Origin of the sequence: uncultured Tenacibaculum sp., assembly GCF_947494125.1 — a bacterium.
Classification (GTDB): domain Bacteria; phylum Bacteroidota; class Bacteroidia; order Flavobacteriales; family Flavobacteriaceae; genus Polaribacter.
In genome coordinates, this window is the sequence record NZ_CANLTU010000002.1 from 488,142 (window position 1) to 504,442 (window position 16,301).

At 29.3% G+C, this 16,301-nt stretch carries 14 protein-coding genes; 10 read left to right on the plus strand and 4 right to left on the minus strand.

From position 1 onward, the window contains the following. The first annotated feature begins 20 nt into the window (after window positions 1–20). On the plus strand, window positions 21–767 hold the full coding sequence (locus tag Q0881_RS05795; RefSeq protein WP_299157656.1) for a response regulator transcription factor: 747 nt from the start codon (window positions 21–23) through the stop codon (window positions 765–767). Then, complete coding sequence (locus Q0881_RS05800; RefSeq protein WP_299157658.1) at window positions 730–2,220, plus strand: HAMP domain-containing sensor histidine kinase; 1,491 nt, start codon at window positions 730–732, stop codon at window positions 2,218–2,220. The genes Q0881_RS05795 and Q0881_RS05800 overlap by 38 nt, the downstream gene beginning before the upstream one ends. A 4-nt stretch (window positions 2,221–2,224) precedes the next feature. On the opposite strand, the gene Q0881_RS05805 is transcribed toward Q0881_RS05800, so the two are convergent. From Q0881_RS05805 to Q0881_RS05820, 4 genes are read right to left on the minus strand one after another with little or no spacing between them, the layout of a single operon-like run. Then, on the minus strand, window positions 2,225–3,421 hold the full coding sequence (locus Q0881_RS05805) for an alanine dehydrogenase (RefSeq protein ID WP_299157660.1): 1,197 nt from the start codon (window positions 3,419–3,421) through the stop codon (window positions 2,225–2,227). Window positions 3,422–3,434: 13 nt separating this feature from the next. Continuing rightward, complete coding sequence (gene tsaE / locus Q0881_RS05810) at window positions 3,435–3,839, minus strand: tRNA (adenosine(37)-N6)-threonylcarbamoyltransferase complex ATPase subunit type 1 TsaE (RefSeq protein ID WP_299157662.1); 405 nt, start codon at window positions 3,837–3,839, stop codon at window positions 3,435–3,437. Between the two features lie 39 nt (window positions 3,840–3,878). Next, the gene (locus Q0881_RS05815) at window positions 3,879–4,442 is read right to left on the minus strand and encodes a DUF1287 domain-containing protein (RefSeq protein ID WP_299157663.1); all 564 of its coding nucleotides are present in this window, start codon (window positions 4,440–4,442) and stop codon (window positions 3,879–3,881) included. After that, window positions 4,442–5,989 carry a bifunctional response regulator/alkaline phosphatase family protein gene (locus Q0881_RS05820; RefSeq protein WP_299157665.1) on the minus strand — a complete coding sequence of 516 codons (1,548 nt, stop codon included), beginning with the start codon at window positions 5,987–5,989 and terminating at the stop codon, window positions 4,442–4,444. Before Q0881_RS05820 ends, Q0881_RS05815 begins: the two co-directional genes overlap by 1 nt. Window positions 5,990–6,140: 151 nt before the next feature. On the opposite strand from Q0881_RS05820, the gene Q0881_RS05825 reads away from it, so the two are divergent. The 8 genes from Q0881_RS05825 (at window position 6,141) to Q0881_RS05860 (ending at window position 16,243) form a co-directional block, all read left to right on the plus strand. Beyond that, on the plus strand, window positions 6,141–7,373 hold the full coding sequence (locus Q0881_RS05825; RefSeq protein WP_299157667.1) for an HD domain-containing protein: 1,233 nt from the start codon (window positions 6,141–6,143) through the stop codon (window positions 7,371–7,373). A 60-nt stretch (window positions 7,374–7,433) separates the two neighbouring features. After that, window positions 7,434–8,474 carry a UDP-3-O-(3-hydroxymyristoyl)glucosamine N-acyltransferase gene (lpxD, locus tag Q0881_RS05830; RefSeq protein WP_299157669.1) on the plus strand — a complete coding sequence of 347 codons (1,041 nt, stop codon included), beginning with the start codon at window positions 7,434–7,436 and terminating at the stop codon, window positions 8,472–8,474. Beyond that, complete coding sequence (locus Q0881_RS05835; RefSeq protein WP_299157671.1) at window positions 8,467–9,858, plus strand: bifunctional UDP-3-O-[3-hydroxymyristoyl] N-acetylglucosamine deacetylase/3-hydroxyacyl-ACP dehydratase; 1,392 nt, start codon at window positions 8,467–8,469, stop codon at window positions 9,856–9,858. The genes lpxD and Q0881_RS05835 overlap by 8 nt, the downstream gene beginning before the upstream one ends. A gap of 4 nt (window positions 9,859–9,862) precedes the next feature. Further along, on the plus strand, window positions 9,863–10,648 hold the full coding sequence (lpxA, locus tag Q0881_RS05840; RefSeq protein WP_299157673.1) for an acyl-ACP--UDP-N-acetylglucosamine O-acyltransferase: 786 nt from the start codon (window positions 9,863–9,865) through the stop codon (window positions 10,646–10,648). A gap of 64 nt (window positions 10,649–10,712) precedes the next feature. After that, a complete protein-coding gene (efp, locus tag Q0881_RS05845) occupies window positions 10,713–11,279 on the plus strand; it encodes an elongation factor P (protein WP_299157675.1) in 567 nt (188 codons plus the stop codon). Between the two features lie 33 nt (window positions 11,280–11,312). Then, window positions 11,313–12,239 carry a UDP-3-O-(3-hydroxymyristoyl)glucosamine N-acyltransferase gene (locus tag Q0881_RS05850; RefSeq protein WP_299157677.1) on the plus strand — a complete coding sequence of 309 codons (927 nt, stop codon included), beginning with the start codon at window positions 11,313–11,315 and terminating at the stop codon, window positions 12,237–12,239. A 61-nt stretch (window positions 12,240–12,300) separates the two neighbouring features. Next, window positions 12,301–13,173 carry a succinate--CoA ligase subunit alpha gene (sucD, locus tag Q0881_RS05855; protein ID WP_299157679.1) on the plus strand — a complete coding sequence of 291 codons (873 nt, stop codon included), beginning with the start codon at window positions 12,301–12,303 and terminating at the stop codon, window positions 13,171–13,173. A gap of 100 nt (window positions 13,174–13,273) precedes the next feature. Continuing rightward, window positions 13,274–16,243 carry a M16 family metallopeptidase gene (locus Q0881_RS05860; RefSeq protein ID WP_299157681.1) on the plus strand — a complete coding sequence of 990 codons (2,970 nt, stop codon included), beginning with the start codon at window positions 13,274–13,276 and terminating at the stop codon, window positions 16,241–16,243. Window positions 16,244–16,301 lie beyond the last annotated feature (58 nt).

Here is a 16,301-nt window from a genome sequence, read left to right on the forward strand (position 1 = left end):
ATCCCCCGAAATTCTGTAAAATGAAAAAAGTACTTATTATTGAAGATGACGTTGCTATAGCTAAATTAATTGAGTATAACTTAGTAGATAATCACTATGAAGTAACAAGCTGTATAGATGGTATTGAAGGTTTAAATATGGCACTTAAAGAGAGTTTTTCTTTAATTGTTTTAGATTTAACATTACCTAATTTGAACGGAATTGAAATTTGCAAAAAAATTAGAAAGCATAAACAAACACCAATTATCATGCTAACAGCTAGAAGCAATGAAATAGATAAAATTTTAGGGTTAGAACTAGGAGCTGACGATTATATGACAAAACCTTTTAGTGTTAGAGAGTTACTAGCAAGAGTGTCTGCTGTTATTAGAAGAAATACAGTATTAATAAATAAGAAGGTAGATGAATCGTATGATAGATTATTATTTGAAGACTTATATATTGATATTGAACAGCGAAAAGTATTAATTGACTCAAAAAAGATTGAGCTTTCTCCTAAAGAATTTGAATTGTTAGTTTTAATGGCTTCAACACCTGGTAAAGTATTTAGTAGAGATTCTTTGTTAGATCTGATATGGGGTTATGATTTTGAAGGGTATAGACATACAGTAAATTCACATATTAATAGACTAAGAAATAAAATAGAAATAAATACTGAGACCCCTAAATACATATTAACTTCTTGGGGCGTTGGTTATAAATTTAATGAAGAATTAAAATCTTTGACCGATGGATATTCACAAAACAGTTTCAAACAAATTAATTAAAAAAATAAAATGCGCTTTTTTTATAATTATATTAATTATAGGTGGTGTATATATTTGCACTACTTTTTTTCTTTTAAAACAATTTTATAGCCAAACAACGCAGCAATTAAATGCTAATGTAGCAACACATTTAGTTGACGAGAAATTTAGAGAGGATTCACCTTTTTTAGAAAATGGTGAGGTAAATAAAAACTTATTTGATGATTTGATGCATGATATGATGGCTGTAAATAGAGCTATCGAAGTGTATTTGTTAAATAAAAAAGGTGAAATTGTTTACTCAGTAGTTTTAGAACACCCAGAAAATGATAAAAATATTAAATCGGTAGATCTAAAACCAATAAAAGAATTTATAAGCAATAATAAGTCTTATATTTTAGGAGACGATCCTAGAAATAAAGAGAATAAAAAAATATTCTCTGCGGCTTCTTTTGAAAAAAATGGATATTCTGGTTATATATATATTGTATTGGCTAGTCAGAAATATGAGCAAGTTTGTGAAAAATTATTTACTAAGTTTTTTTTTGATTTAGGTGTACGTTCTACTTTGATTACCATGCTGTTTGCTGTAATTGTTGGTTGGATAAGTATTTGGTTTTTAACAGGTAATTTACGTTCTATAATTTATTATGTAAATAAATTTAAAGAAGGGGATTTATCAAGTAGAATACCTAATGCAGCTAATTCTGATCTATCAATTTTGGCATTAACTTATAATAGTATGGCGGAAACTATTTCACTTAATATTCAACATATAAATGAAGTAAATCAATTCAGAAAAGATTTTATAGCTGATGTAGCACATGATTTGAGGACTCCATTAACAGCTATTAAAGGATATGTTGAAACCTTGAAAAGAAAAGAAAATATAACAGTAAAAGATAGGTTTCTTTTTATGTCTATTATTGAAAAAAGTGCAAGTCATTTGGGGAATATGATAAACGAACTTTTTGAACATACTAAGTTTGAAGCGAAAAAAATAGAAGTTAAAAAAGAATTTTTTAATATCTCTAATTTAGTACTTGATTTGCAAAAACGATATAACCTTATTTCAGCATCGGAAGAAATAGAATTATTGGTAGTTAAAGAACAAGCTGTAAAACCAGTATATGCTGATGTGTTATTAATTGAAAGAGCTATTCAAAATATTATTGAAAACGCTATAAAATTTACACCTAAAAGAGGAAAAATTACTATAAAGCTCTTAGACGAAAATAAAGAGAATGTAACATTAAAAATAATAGATACAGGAAAAGGTATATGTATATCAAATCAAGAACATATTTTAGAAAGCTACACTCAATTTAATATAGATAATAGAAATAAAGGCATCGGTTTAGGACTATCAATTGTAAAAAAAATATTGGAATTACATCAAACCGAGTTAAAAATTTCTAGTGATATTGATAAAGGAACTTGTTTTGAGTTTTCATTACCATGTAGAAAGAAATAACTTATTATAAAATTAATAAATTGATATCACTAAAAGGTAAATCAAACCAATCAGCTACCGTTTTATTAGTTAAAATTCCGTGATAGAAATACATGCCATTTCGTAAACTTTTATCAAAACGCGCAGCATTTTCAAAACCACCCTCTTCTGCAATATCTAATAAATAAGGAGTAAATATATTACTAATAGAAACAGAAGCTGTTCTAGCATATCTAGAAGGGATATTTGGAACACAATAATGAATAACGCCGTGTTGATTAAACGTAGGTTTACTATGTGTGGTAATTTTTGATGTTTCAAAACATCCACCACGATCTATACTAACATCAACAATAACAGCACCATCTTTCATTTGTTCAATCATACCTTCAGTAACTATTACAGGAGAACGATCTTTACCTCTAATGGCACCAATAGCAACATCACAACGCATTAAAGCCTTGGCTAGAGTTTTTGGTTGTACTGTAGAAGTATAAATTGGTGATTGAATACAGTGTTGTAGTTTACGTAGTTTAGTTATGGAATTATCAAAAACTTTAACTCGAGCACCTAATCCAATAGCAGAACGAGCAGCAAATTCACCAACAGTTCCAGCTCCTAATATTACAACATCACTTGGAGGAACTCCACCAATATTTCCTAATAACAAACCATTTCCGCCATTTGAAGTAGTCATTAATTCAGCAGCAATGTGCATAGATGCAATACCAGCAATCTCACTTAACGATTTCACTATAGGGTATACACCATGCTCATCTTTTATATAATCAAAAGCTATAGCAGTAATCCGTTTTTTTGCTAAAGCTTGAAAGTATTTTTTGTTTTGAGTTTTAAGTTGTAAAGCAGAAATTAAAACAGCCTGAGGCGTTAACATTTTTATTTCATCTAAAGATGGCGGTTCAACTTTTAAAACAATATTACAAGCAAAAGCTTCTTTAATATCGTACGATATTTTTGCTCCAGCGTCAGAATATTCTTTATCACTATAATTAGCACCATTTCCAGCGCCAGTTTCTACAACGATTCTATGACCATGAGCAACTAATGCTGATACTGCATCTGGAGATAAACTAATACGTTTTTCTTCAAAATGAGTCTCTTTAGGTAATCCTATAAATAATTCACCTTTTTGCTTTTGTATTTCAAGCATTTCAGGTTGTGGCATTAATTGTTCTTTGGTGAAAGGTGAAGTATACCCCATTTAATTAGTTGATTTATAGTTGAATATTTCGTTGACCGTTTTCTAAAAGTGTTATTTTTATAGGAACAGCATCTAAAGGTAGTAAATTTTTAACGTTTTCTGGCCATTCAATTAGGCACCAATTATCGCTGTATAAATAATCTTCTACTCCCATATCATATGCTTCTTCTTCTTCTTCAATTCGATAAAAATCAAAATGGTAAACGGTATTATTCATTTTAGTTTGATACTCATTTACTAGAGAAAAAGTAGGGGAGTGAGCAACATCTTCAACCCCTAAAACTTTGCATATTTCTTTTATTAATGTTGTTTTTCCAACTCCCATATCGCCATGAAATAATAACACTTTATTTTGAGCGTTTTTTATAATATCTCCGGCTATTAAATTTAATTCGTTTAAAGAATAATTTTTGTTCATAGTATGCAAAAATAAAGAACTATAAAGTGTTAAAGAAATTTAGTTTTTATATCTATAATGTCCAATTATTTTAAAATCAAAAAGACAATCTTCAAGAACTTGACCACTACCAATATTATGTACAATCATATATCGTTTATTATCTTTTGTTTTTTTATTTACTACAATACCAATATGAGTAATTCCACCATGTAAATTCCAACAAACAATGTCACCAGGGATATAATTTTTTGCTTTGATTGATATAGATTTTACGACTCCTTTTCGACTAAAAAAAGCCATTAAATTGGGTACTCTACGATGGTCTATATTTCTATCGGTAGACTTTAATCCCCAAATTTTAGGATATAGAGAAAAGTTGTTTTTCATATCATTATGTACTTCTTTTTGAAGATCTATACCTAATTTTCTATAAGCTCTTATAATAACATCTGTACAAACACCTTTATCCATAGGAACATCCCCATTTGGATAAGGTATTGAAAAATAACTAGGGTCGTACGTGACTTTTTGTTTTATTAGCTCTAAACTAGCTGTACTTAATTCATTCTCTTGAGAGAATAAAAGTTGAAAGGATAATAGAAAAAAAAGTGAAAACCTCATTATTTTGGGTTGTAAATTGAGCAAGGTATAATTACTTCTTCTAATGAAACTCCCCCATGTTGATAGGTGTTTTTATAATATTTAACAAAATGATTATAATTATTGGGGTAAGCAAAAAATAAATCTTCTTTAGCAAAAATAAAAGGACTGTTTATAGCTACAGTTGGTAGAAAAATATCTTTTGGATTTTTAACTGCAAATACATCTTTGTCTTCAAAACTTAAACTTCTACCAGTTTTATAACGAAGATTAGAACTAATATTTTTATCACCAATAACTTTAGTTGGGTTTTTAGAGTTTATAGTACCGTGATCTGTAGTAATAATAAGTTTTTGTCCTAATTTTTGAGCTTTTTGAATAATATCATACAAAGGAGAATTTTTAAACCAGCTAACAGTTAAAGATCTATATGCTTTATCGTCACCAGCTAATTCTTTAATAACTTCCATTTCGGTTTTAGCATGTGAAAGCATATCTACAAAGTTGTAAACGATTACTGTTAAATCGTTTTGTTTTGTACCATTATAATTGTCAGCTAAATCTTTACCACTTTTTAATGAAACTATTTTATAATATTCGTGTTGAATATCTAGACTTAAGCGTTTTATTTGTGCATCAAGGAAATTGGATTCAAATAAGTTTTTACCACCTTCATCAGTATCATTTCTCCAATAATTAGGAAGCCTTTTTTCCATTTCAGAAGGCATTAATCCTGAAAATATAGCATTACGAGCATATTGAGTAGCAGTAGGTAAAATACTGTAGTATGAATGTTCTTCTTCTTTTTTAAAGTAATTGTTTATAAAAGGCTCCAAAACTCTATATTGATCATAACGTAAATTATCAATAACAACTAATAATACACCTTGATCTTTTGATAAATTAGGAACTACATAATCTTTAAATAAAGTATGTGAAAAAGTAGGTTTATCATCGCTAGTTAACCAATTCTGATAATTCTTTTTTATAAACTTAAAAAATTGTGAGTTTGCTTCAGATTTTTGAGACTCTAAAATCTCTAACATTCCAGTGTCGTTAATGTTTTCTAGTTCTAGTTCCCAATGAACTAGTTTTTTATATAATTCACTCCATTCTTCATAAGAATTTACCATGGCTAAATCCATTGATATTTTTCTAAATTCTTGCTGGTAATTAGAAGTTGTTTTTTCTGAAACTAAACGAGAAAGATCTAAGTTCTTTTTTAAACTTAATAATATTTGATTCGGATTTACTGGCTTAATTAAATAATCGGCAATTTTAGAGCCAATAGCTTCTTCCATTATATATTCTTCCTCACTTTTCGTAATCATTACTACAGGAAGATTTGCATTTTTTTGTTTTATGGCAGATAAAGTTTCAAGACCAGTAATACCTGGCATATTTTCATCTAAAAAAACAATGTCGAAGTTTTGTTCGTCGACTAAATCAATAGCATCCGCACCATTTGTAGATGTAGTTACAGAATAATTTTTCTTTTCTAAAAAAAGTATGTGTGGTTTTAATAAATCTATTTCATCATCAACCCAAAGTATATCTATATTCCTCATATTAATTTTTACATGTTTACACTAAAAATAACGTTAAAAAGTGCTTTTGTTGTGTATTAAAAAGCTAAAAATACGTTAATAAAGCTTTTCTTAATTTGCTTTTGTAGATAAATTATGATTCTTTTGTTTAAAATAGAAGTATTTATATATTTTGAATAGTCAAAAAACGAACAAATTAAAGATTATAAATGATCCAATTTATGGATTTATTTCAATACCAAATTCATTAATCTTTGATATTATAGAACACCCATACTTTCAACGTTTAAGAAGAGTTACTCAAATGGGCTTATCTAATTTGGTATATCCAGGAGCTAACCATACAAGGTTTCATCATGCAATTGGTTGTATGCATTTAATGCAAAAGGCTGTACGTATTTTAAGAACAAAAGGAGTAGAAATATCTAATGATGAAGCAAATGCGTTGTATATAGCTATTTTATTACATGATATTGGTCATGGAGCTTTTTCTCATGCATTAGAACATAGTATTGTAAATGGTATAACACACGAGGAGATTTCATTAAAATTTATGAAAGCTCTGAATAAAGAGTTTAAAGGAAAGTTAAGCTTAGCAATACAAATTTTTGAAGGAAAGTATGATAGAGAATTTTTATATCAGCTAATTTCAAGTCAGTTAGATATAGATCGTTTAGATTACCTAAAAAGAGATAGTTTTTATACAGGAGTAGCGGAAGGAAATATTTCTTCAGATCGTTTAATTACAATGATGAATGTTGTAAACGATGAATTGGTAATAGAACAAAAAGGAATCTATTCTGTTGAAAAATTTATTATTGCAAGGCGTTTAATGTATTGGCAAGTATATTTACATAAAACAGGATTAGTTGCAGAAAATACCTTGGTAAACGTTTTAAAAAGAGCCAAAGAATTAGCAATGAAAGGTATAGATTTACCTGCAAGTAAGGCTTTTAGGTATTTTTTATACACAAAAATAACAGAAGAAAATTTTACAAATGATACACTAAATATATTTTCTGAATTAGATGATTATGATGTAATGGCAGCTATAAAAGAATGGGTTAATCATAAAGATTATGTTTTATCATTTTTAGCAAAGATGATTATTCATCGAAATTTATTGAAAATTGAGCTTCAAGAAGAACCATTTGATAGTAAATATCAAAAAGAAATATTAAGTAGAGTAATAAAAAATGAACATATAAATAAAGAGAATATAAATTACTTTGTTATTTCTAACAGAGTTAAGCATCAGGCATATAATACAAAAAAACCTATAAAAATTTACTCAAAAACAGGTAAGTTAATAGATATAGCCAAAGCATCAGATCAGTTAAATTTAAAAGCTTTAACAAAACCAGTAATAAAATACTATTTATGTTACCCAAAAAAAATGATTTAATCTAATCATAAAAATTACTTAGGTGATGTAATTGAACAAAAATAATTACTTTTGCAGATAATGAAATTCAAAGCAAAACAAATAGCTGATATATTAGAAGGTGAGATTGTAGGGGATCCTAATATAGAAGTAGATAAACTTTCTAAAATAGAGGAAGGGACAAGTGGGTCTTTAACTTTTTTATCAAACCCTAAGTATAATTCATATATATATACTACAAATGCTTCAATAACAATAGTTAATAAAAGTTTTGAGCCTGAAAAAAAGATTGAAACAACATTAATTAAAGTTGAAAATGCGTATAAATCTTTTTCAAAGTTATTAGAGTTTTATAATGAAGCAAAAAATAATAAAACAGGACGAGAGAATCCACATTTCATTGCTGATTCTGCAAAGTTAGGTGGAAATGAATATGTTGGAGCATATGCTTACATTGGGGAAAATGTTATACTTGGAGAAAATGTAAAAATTTATCCAAATTCATATATAGGGGATAACACAAGAATAGGCAATAATACAGTTATTTTTGCAGGTGTAAAGATTTATTCAGAAACACAAATAGGAAATAATTGTAAGATTCACTCTGGTAGTGTTATAGGCTCTGATGGATTTGGTTTTGCTCCAGATGAAAATGGAGAATACAAAGCAATACCTCAAATTGGAAATGTAATTATAGAGGATAATGTAGATATAGGATCGAATTCTACAATCGATAGAGCTACACTAGGTTCAACGATTATTAGAAAAGGAGTAAAGCTAGATAATCAAATACAAGTAGCACATAACGTAGAAATAGGTAAGAATACTGTAATAGCTTCACAAACAGGAGTAGCAGGTTCAACAAAAATAGGTGAAAACTGTATGATTGGAGGCCAAGTAGGAATTGTTGGACATATTTCTATAGGCAATAATGTGAAAATTCAAGCTCAATCAGGAATTGGTAGGAATATAAAAGACGGAGATGTAGTCCAAGGTACACCAGCATTTGGTTATTCAGATTATAATAAATCTTACGTTTATTTTAAAAACTTACCGAAGTTAGCATCAACAATACACAAAATAGAAAAGGAGTTCAATGCTCAAAAAATAAAAAATGAGTAAACAACAAAAAACAATACAAAACGAAGTTACATTATCTGGTGTAGGATTGCATACAGGAAATGAAGTTACAATGGTATTTAAACCAGCACCAGTGAATCATGGATTTGCCTTTAAACGTGTTGATTTAGAAGGAACACCGATTATTGAAGCAAAAGCAGAATATGTAACAAATACTCAAAGAGGAACAAATCTTGAGAAAAAAGGTGTCCAAATTCAAACTTCAGAGCATGTTTTAGCAGCAGCAGTAGGTTTAGATATTGATAATTTACTTATTGAAATCGATGCATCAGAACCACCAATTATGGATGGTTCATCTAAGTTTTTTATTAAAGCATTAGAAGAGGCTGGTATTGTTGAGCAAGATGCTGAAATAGAAGAATATGTTGTAAAAGAAATTATATCATATAAAGATGAAACTACTGGAAGTGAAATAATTTTAATGCCTTCAGAAGAGTACCAAGTAACAACAATGGTAGATTTTGGAACTAAAATTTTAGGAACCCAAAATGCAACTCTAGATAAAATTTCAGATTTTAAAGAAAATATTTCAGCAGCAAGAACTTTTAGTTTCTTACATGAAATTGAAATGTTACTAGAAAATGATTTAATTAAAGGAGGAGATTTAAATAATGCGATTGTATATGTTGATAAGGAATTATCAGAAAGTACAACAGAAAAATTAAAGAAAGCCTTTAAAAAAGATGATATTAAAATAAAGTCTAACGGAATTCTAGATAATTTAGAATTGCATTGGGCAAATGAAGCGGCGCGTCATAAATTACTTGATGTTATTGGAGATTTAGCTTTAGTAGGTACTCGAATTAAAGGTAAGGTTATTGCTAATAAACCTGGACATCTAGTAAATACACTATTTGCTAAGAAACTAGCTAAAATTATAAAGAAAGAGAAACGTAATAATGTTCCTACATTTAATTTAAATGAAGAGCCATTAATGGATATTCATAAAATTATGGAGATTTTACCGCACCGTCCACCGTTTTTATTAATAGATAGAATTTTAGAGTTGTCTGATAGACATGTAGTGGGAATGAAAAATGTAACAATGAATGAAAATTTCTTTGTTGGGCATTTTCCAGGAGCACCAGTAATGCCTGGAGTTTTACAAGTAGAAGCTATGGCACAATGTGGAGGAGTATTGGTTTTAAATACAGTACCAGATCCAGAAAATTATTTAACGTATTTCATGAAAATGGATAATGTTAAATTTAAACAAAAAGTATTACCTGGGGACACGTTAATTTTTAAAGCAGAATTAATAACTCCAATAAGAAGAGGTATTTGTCATATGCAAGCTTATGGATATGCAAATAATAAAATAGTTGTTGAAGCTGAATTAATGGCGCAAATAGCAAAAAAACAATAATTTTATGAATCAACCACTTGCATACGTACATCCACAAGCAAAAATTGCTAGAAATGTAGTAATAGAACCTTTTACAACGATACATTCAAATGTTGAGATTGGATCTGGTACATGGATTGGATCTAATGTAACTATTATGGAGGGTGCTCGTATAGGTAAAAATTGTAGGATTTTTCCAGGAGCTGTTATATCAGCAATACCACAAGATCTAAAGTACAACGATGAAGACACTACAGTAGAAATAGGAGATAATGTTACTATTCGTGAATGTGTTACAATAAATAGAGGTACTACTGATAGAATGAAAACTAAAGTAGGAGACAATTGTTTAATAATGGCATATTGTCATATCGCACATGATTGTTTTGTAGGTAATAATTGTATTTTTTCAAATAATACCACTTTAGCAGGCCATGTTAATGTAGGAGATAATGTAGTTTTAGCAGGTATGGTAGCAGTACACCAATTTGCTTCAGTAGGAAGTCATGCTTTTGTTACCGGAGGTTCTTTAGTTCGTAAAGATGTACCACCGTATGTAAAAGCTGCAAGAGAGCCTTTATCATATGTAGGAATTAATTCAGTAGGATTACGAAGAAGGGGTTATACAACTGAAAAAATTAGAGAGATTCAAGATATATTTAGAATTTTATTTCAGAAAAATTTTAATAACTCTCAAGCGATTGCTATAATTGAAGCAGAAATGCAAGCAACATCAGAAAGAGATGAAATTATTCAATTTATAAAAGATTCGCATCGCGGAATTATGAAAGGATATTTTAAAGCAAATTAAAAGTAAAGATTGTTTAAAGTTATAAAAATTAAGCAGTTTAATAATAAAATAAAGATTAAGCAGAATGGCAACAACATCAGATATTAAAAACGGATTATGCATGAGATATAACAACGACATATATAAAGTTGTTGAATTTTTACATGTAAAACCAGGAAAAGGACCGGCATTTGTAAGAACAAAATTAAAAAGTGTTACTAGTGGAAAAGTAATTGATAACACATTTCCTTCAGGAAGAAAGATTGATGACGTTAGAGTTGAAACACATAAATTTCAATATTTATATAAAGAAGGAGAAACTTTTCATTTTATGAACCAAGTTGACTACTCTCAAATTACATTAGAAAAAAGTGCTTTAGATTCACCTGAGTTAATGAAAGAAGGAGAAGTGGTAACTATAATTATCAATTCAGAAGATGATATGCCCTTATCTGTAGATATGCCTGCAAGTGTAATTTTAGAAGTAACGCATACAGAGCCAGGTGTTAAAGGAAACACCGCAACGAATGCAACAAAGCCAGCTACAGTAGAAACTGGAGCTCGTGTAAATGTTCCTTTATTTATTAATGAAGGTGATAAAATTAAAATTGAAACAACAAAAGGAACATACCAAGAACGTATTAAAGAATAAAACGATTCCCGCGCTAGCGGGAATTTCTTTTAAATGAAATTTAAACAAATACAAACTTTAGAACAAATCGCTACACTATTAAATGTAGAGTTTGTTGGTGATAAAGATTTTCCTGTAAAGGGAATTAATGAAATTCATGTAGTAGAAGAAGGAGACATTGTTTTTGTAGATCATCCTAAGTACTATAATAAAGCATTAAAATCAGCGGCAACTATCGTTTTAATTAATAAAAGAGTAGAGTGCCCAAAAGGAAAAGCTTTATTAATTTCAGAGGATCCTTTTCGTGATTTTAATAAAATAACAAAACATTTTAATCCATTTATAGCATCTCAGAAGAGTATTTCAGAGTCAGCAATAATAGGAGAGGGTACAGTAATTCAACCAAATGTATTTATTGGTGATAATGTTGTTATAGGTAAAGGTTGTATTATTCACCCAAATGTTACAATATATAGTAATTCTATAATAGGAAACAATGTTACAATTCATGCAAATACAGTTTTAGGTGCAGATGCTTTTTATTATAAAAATAGACCTGAAGGTTTTGATAAATTAATATCAGGAGGAAAGGTTGTTATAGAAGATAATGTAGATCTAGGAGCTTCTTGTACAATAGATAAAGGAGTAACAGGAAATACGACAATTGGCAAAGGAACAAAGATAGATAATCAAGTACATATAGGTCATGATACTATGATAGGAAAGAAATGTTTAATAGCATCACAAACAGGAATTGCTGGTTGTGTTATTATAGAAGATGAAGTAACTATTTGGGGGCAAGTAGGAACCAATAGCGGAATTACAATAGGAAAAGGAGCTATAATATTAGGTCAAACAGGGGTTACAAAATCTATTGAAGGAGGAAAAACTTACTTTGGAACACCTATTTCAGAATCAAGAGAAAAGCTAAAAGAAATAGCAGGAATCAAGCGATTTTTAAAAGAGCAAAAAAACAAATAAAAATTTTCACAAATCAATATCAAACGATTACTTTTGTGAAGCAAAATTAAAATAAAAACCCATGAGTGTTTTAGTAAATAAAGATTCAAAAATTATTGTACAAGGTTTTACTGGTAGCGAAGGAACTTTCCACGCTGGTCAAATGATTGATTACGGAACAAACGTAGTTGGTGGTGTTACTCCAGGTAAAGGAGGTCAAGAGCACTTAGGTAAACCAGTTTTTAATACAGTTGATGAAGCTGTGCAAAAAGTAGGAGCTGATACTTCTATTATTTTTGTACCACCAGCTTTTGCTGCTGATGCTATTATGGAATCTGCAGAAGCAGGAATCAAAGTAATTATTTGTATTACTGAAGGTATACCTACTGCTGATATGGTAAAAGTTAAAGCATACATCGATCAATTAGATTGTACTTTAGTAGGACCTAACTGTCCAGGAGTTATTACTCCAGATGAAGCTAAGGTTGGTATTATGCCAGGATTTATTTTCAAAAAAGGTAAAGTAGGTATTGTATCTAAATCTGGTACTTTAACTTATGAAGCTGCTGATCAGGTTGTAAAACAAGGATTCGGAATTACTACAGCAATTGGTATTGGTGGAGATCCAATTATTGGAACAACTACTAAAGAAGCTGTTGAATTATTAATGAATGATGATGAAACTGAAGCAATCGTTATGATTGGTGAAATCGGAGGTAATTTAGAAGCGGAAGCTGCTAAATGGATTAAAGCTGATGGAAACCGTAAACCAGTAGTTGGTTTTATTGCAGGTCAAACTGCACCAGCAGGAAGAACAATGGGACATGCCGGAGCAATTGTAGGTGGAGCTGATGATACTGCACAAGCAAAAATGAAAATTTTAGCAGAAAATGGAGTACATGTTGTAAATTCTCCAGCTAAAATTGGTGAAATGGTAGCAAAAGTTTTAGCATAGTTTTTGTAAAAAACTGTTAAAAAAATAAAATATATTTCTCTAAGATCCGTTGAATTAGTAAATTCAACGGATTTTTTAATTTAATCAAACACCAATAAAAATGAAAAGAATTAAATTGCTATTATTTAGCATGTTACTTGTTTCTGTAGTAAGTTGTAAAAAAACCACAACTTCAGCAAGCGAAGTAAAAACAGAACAACACACAAGTACGAATGGTTTTAAATATGAAACCGTAACAAACGATCCAACAGGGTTACGTTTGTATACTTTAGATAATGGATTAAAAGTATATTTAAGTAAAAATACTGATGAGCCAAAAATCCAAACGTATATAGCAGTAAGAGCAGGTTCTAATTACGACCCAAAAAACTCAACCGGTTTGGCTCACTATTTAGAGCACATGGTTTTCAAAGGAACTCATAAAATTGGTACTGCTGATTGGGAAAAAGAAAAAGAATATTTAAAGAAAATTTCTGATTTATACGAGCAACATAGAACAGAAGAAGATGCTGAAAAGAAATTAGCGTTGTATAAAGAGATTGATAAAGTTTCTTTAGAAGCATCTAATTATTCAGTAGCAAATGAGTACGATAAGATGACTGCATCTTTAGGAGCAACAGGTACTAATGCACATACTTGGTTTGAAGAAACAGTGTATAAGAATAAAATACCTGCTAATGAATTAGATAAGTGGTTAAACTTAGAGGCTGAACGTTTTAGTACATTAGTATTACGTTTATTCCATACAGAATTAGAAGCTGTTTTTGAAGAATTTAATAGAGGACAGGATAACGATTTTAGAAAACGTTATGCAGCAATGTTAGATGGATTATTTCCAAAGCACCCATACGGACAACAAACTACTATTGGTACAGGAGAGCATTTAAAGAACCCTTCAATGATAGATATTTATAATTATTTTGATAAATACTATGTGCCTAATAACATGGCAGTTGTTTTAGTTGGAGATTTAGATTTTGATGCTACTATTAAAAAAGTAAATGAAACTTTTGGAAAGTTTGAGAAGAAAGAATTAGAGCATCCAGTTTTACCAAAAGAAGATCCAATTGCACAACCAATTATAAAAGAAGTATTTGGACCAACATCTGAATCAATTTCTATAGCTTTTAGATCTGGAGGAGTTAATACGGAAGAAGAAAAAATGGTTACGCTTTGCGATATGATTATGGCAAATGGTAATGCAGGTTTAATAGATTTAAACTTAAATCAAAAACAAGTTGTGCAAAGAGCAGGATGTTCTCCAACATTTTTAAATGATTATGGATACCATTCATTTACAGGTTCACCTAAATCTGGTCAAACTTTAGATGAAGTAAAGGATTTATTATTAGGTCAAATCGAAAAATTAAAGAAAGGCGAATTTGACGAGTGGATGATTGAAGCTGTAGTTAATGACTTAAAATTAAGTCAAACACGTCAGTATGAAAACAATACTGCTTTAGCAAGTGCTTATTTTAATGCTTTTATCCATCATGAAAATTGGGCAGATAAGGTACAGTTTTTAGAAGATTTAAAGAAAGTATCTAAACAAGAGTTAGTAGATTTTGCTAATAAATTTTATCAAAATAATTACGTTGTAACATATAAGCGTAAAGGAGAAGATAAGAATATTGTAAAGGTTCAAAATCCTGGAATTACTCCAGTAAAATTAAATAGAGATAAAAGTTCAGAATTCTTAAAAGAATTTAATAAAGTAAAATCAGCTTCATTACAACCAAAATTTGTTGATTATAAAACAGCTATTAAAGAAACAAAAATGGCTAATGATATTAAAGTATCATATGTTTTAAATGAGAACAATGATTTATTTGACTTAAATATCATTTTTGATATGGGGAAAGATAATGACAAAAAATTAAGTCTTGCTGCTGGTTACTTAGAATATATAGGAACAGATAAATATTCTGCAGAAGAAATAAAAAAAGAGTTTTATAAATTAGGAGTAGATTATTATGTAAGCGCTCAAGATGATAAAACTTATGTTGGTTTAAGAGGATTAAAAGAAAATTTACCAAAAGGTTTAGAATTATTAGAGCATTTATGGGATAATGCGAAAGCAGACCAAGAAGCGTATAATAAATATGTAGAAAAAATATTTAAAGGACGTCAAGATGGTAAGACACAAAAAGGAAATATTCTTTGGAATGGATTATATAGCTACGGAAAATATGGTGAAAATTCTCGTTTAAGAAATATTATGCAAATTGATGAGTTAAAAGCTATTAAACCAGAAGATTTAGTAAATATTGTTAAAGGAATGAAAAATTACAAGCAACGTATTTTTTACTATGGTAAAGATGTAAATGCTGCTGTAACTGCTTTAAATGATTATCATAAAATATATGGAGAATTAAAAGAATATCCAGAAGCACAAAAGTATACAGAAACTGCAACAGGAGACAATGTATTCTTTACTAATTATGATATGGTGCAAACAGAACTTATTTTCTTAGCAAAAGGAGAGCCTTTTAAAGCTGAAAATATGGCTGCGTCAACTTTATTCAATACATATTTTGGTAGCGGATTATCATCAATTGTATTTCAAGAAATTAGAGAAAGTAAATCTTTAGCGTATTCTGCATTTGCATCTTATAGTAATGCAAGAAAGAAAGATGATCCTAATTATGTATTGGCATATGTTGGAACTCAAGCAAATAAATTATCACAAGCAGTAGATGCAATGATGGATTTAATGAATAACATGCCAGAAGCTGAAAAACAATTTAACGCTGCGAAAAATGCAACATTAAAGAAATTAGCTGCACAAAGAATTACAAAATCTAACATTTTTTGGTCTTATGAAAGATTGAAAAAGTTAGGAATTGATAATGACAATAGAGAGGCAATGTACAATACTATTAAGAATATGACAATCGAAGATTTAAAAGCATTTTTTGATAAAAATGTGAAAGGAGAGTCGTATAATGTAATGGTAATTGGAAATAAAAAAGACTTAGATGTTAAGTCATTACAAAAATTAGGTAAAATCAAAGAGTTAGAAGTTGATTATTTATTTAATTATGTTAACGAGAAAAAGATAAAATCTTAATAAAATTAATATTTATCTATTTAAATCCTGCTAAAGTTTATTTTTTAGCAGGATTTTA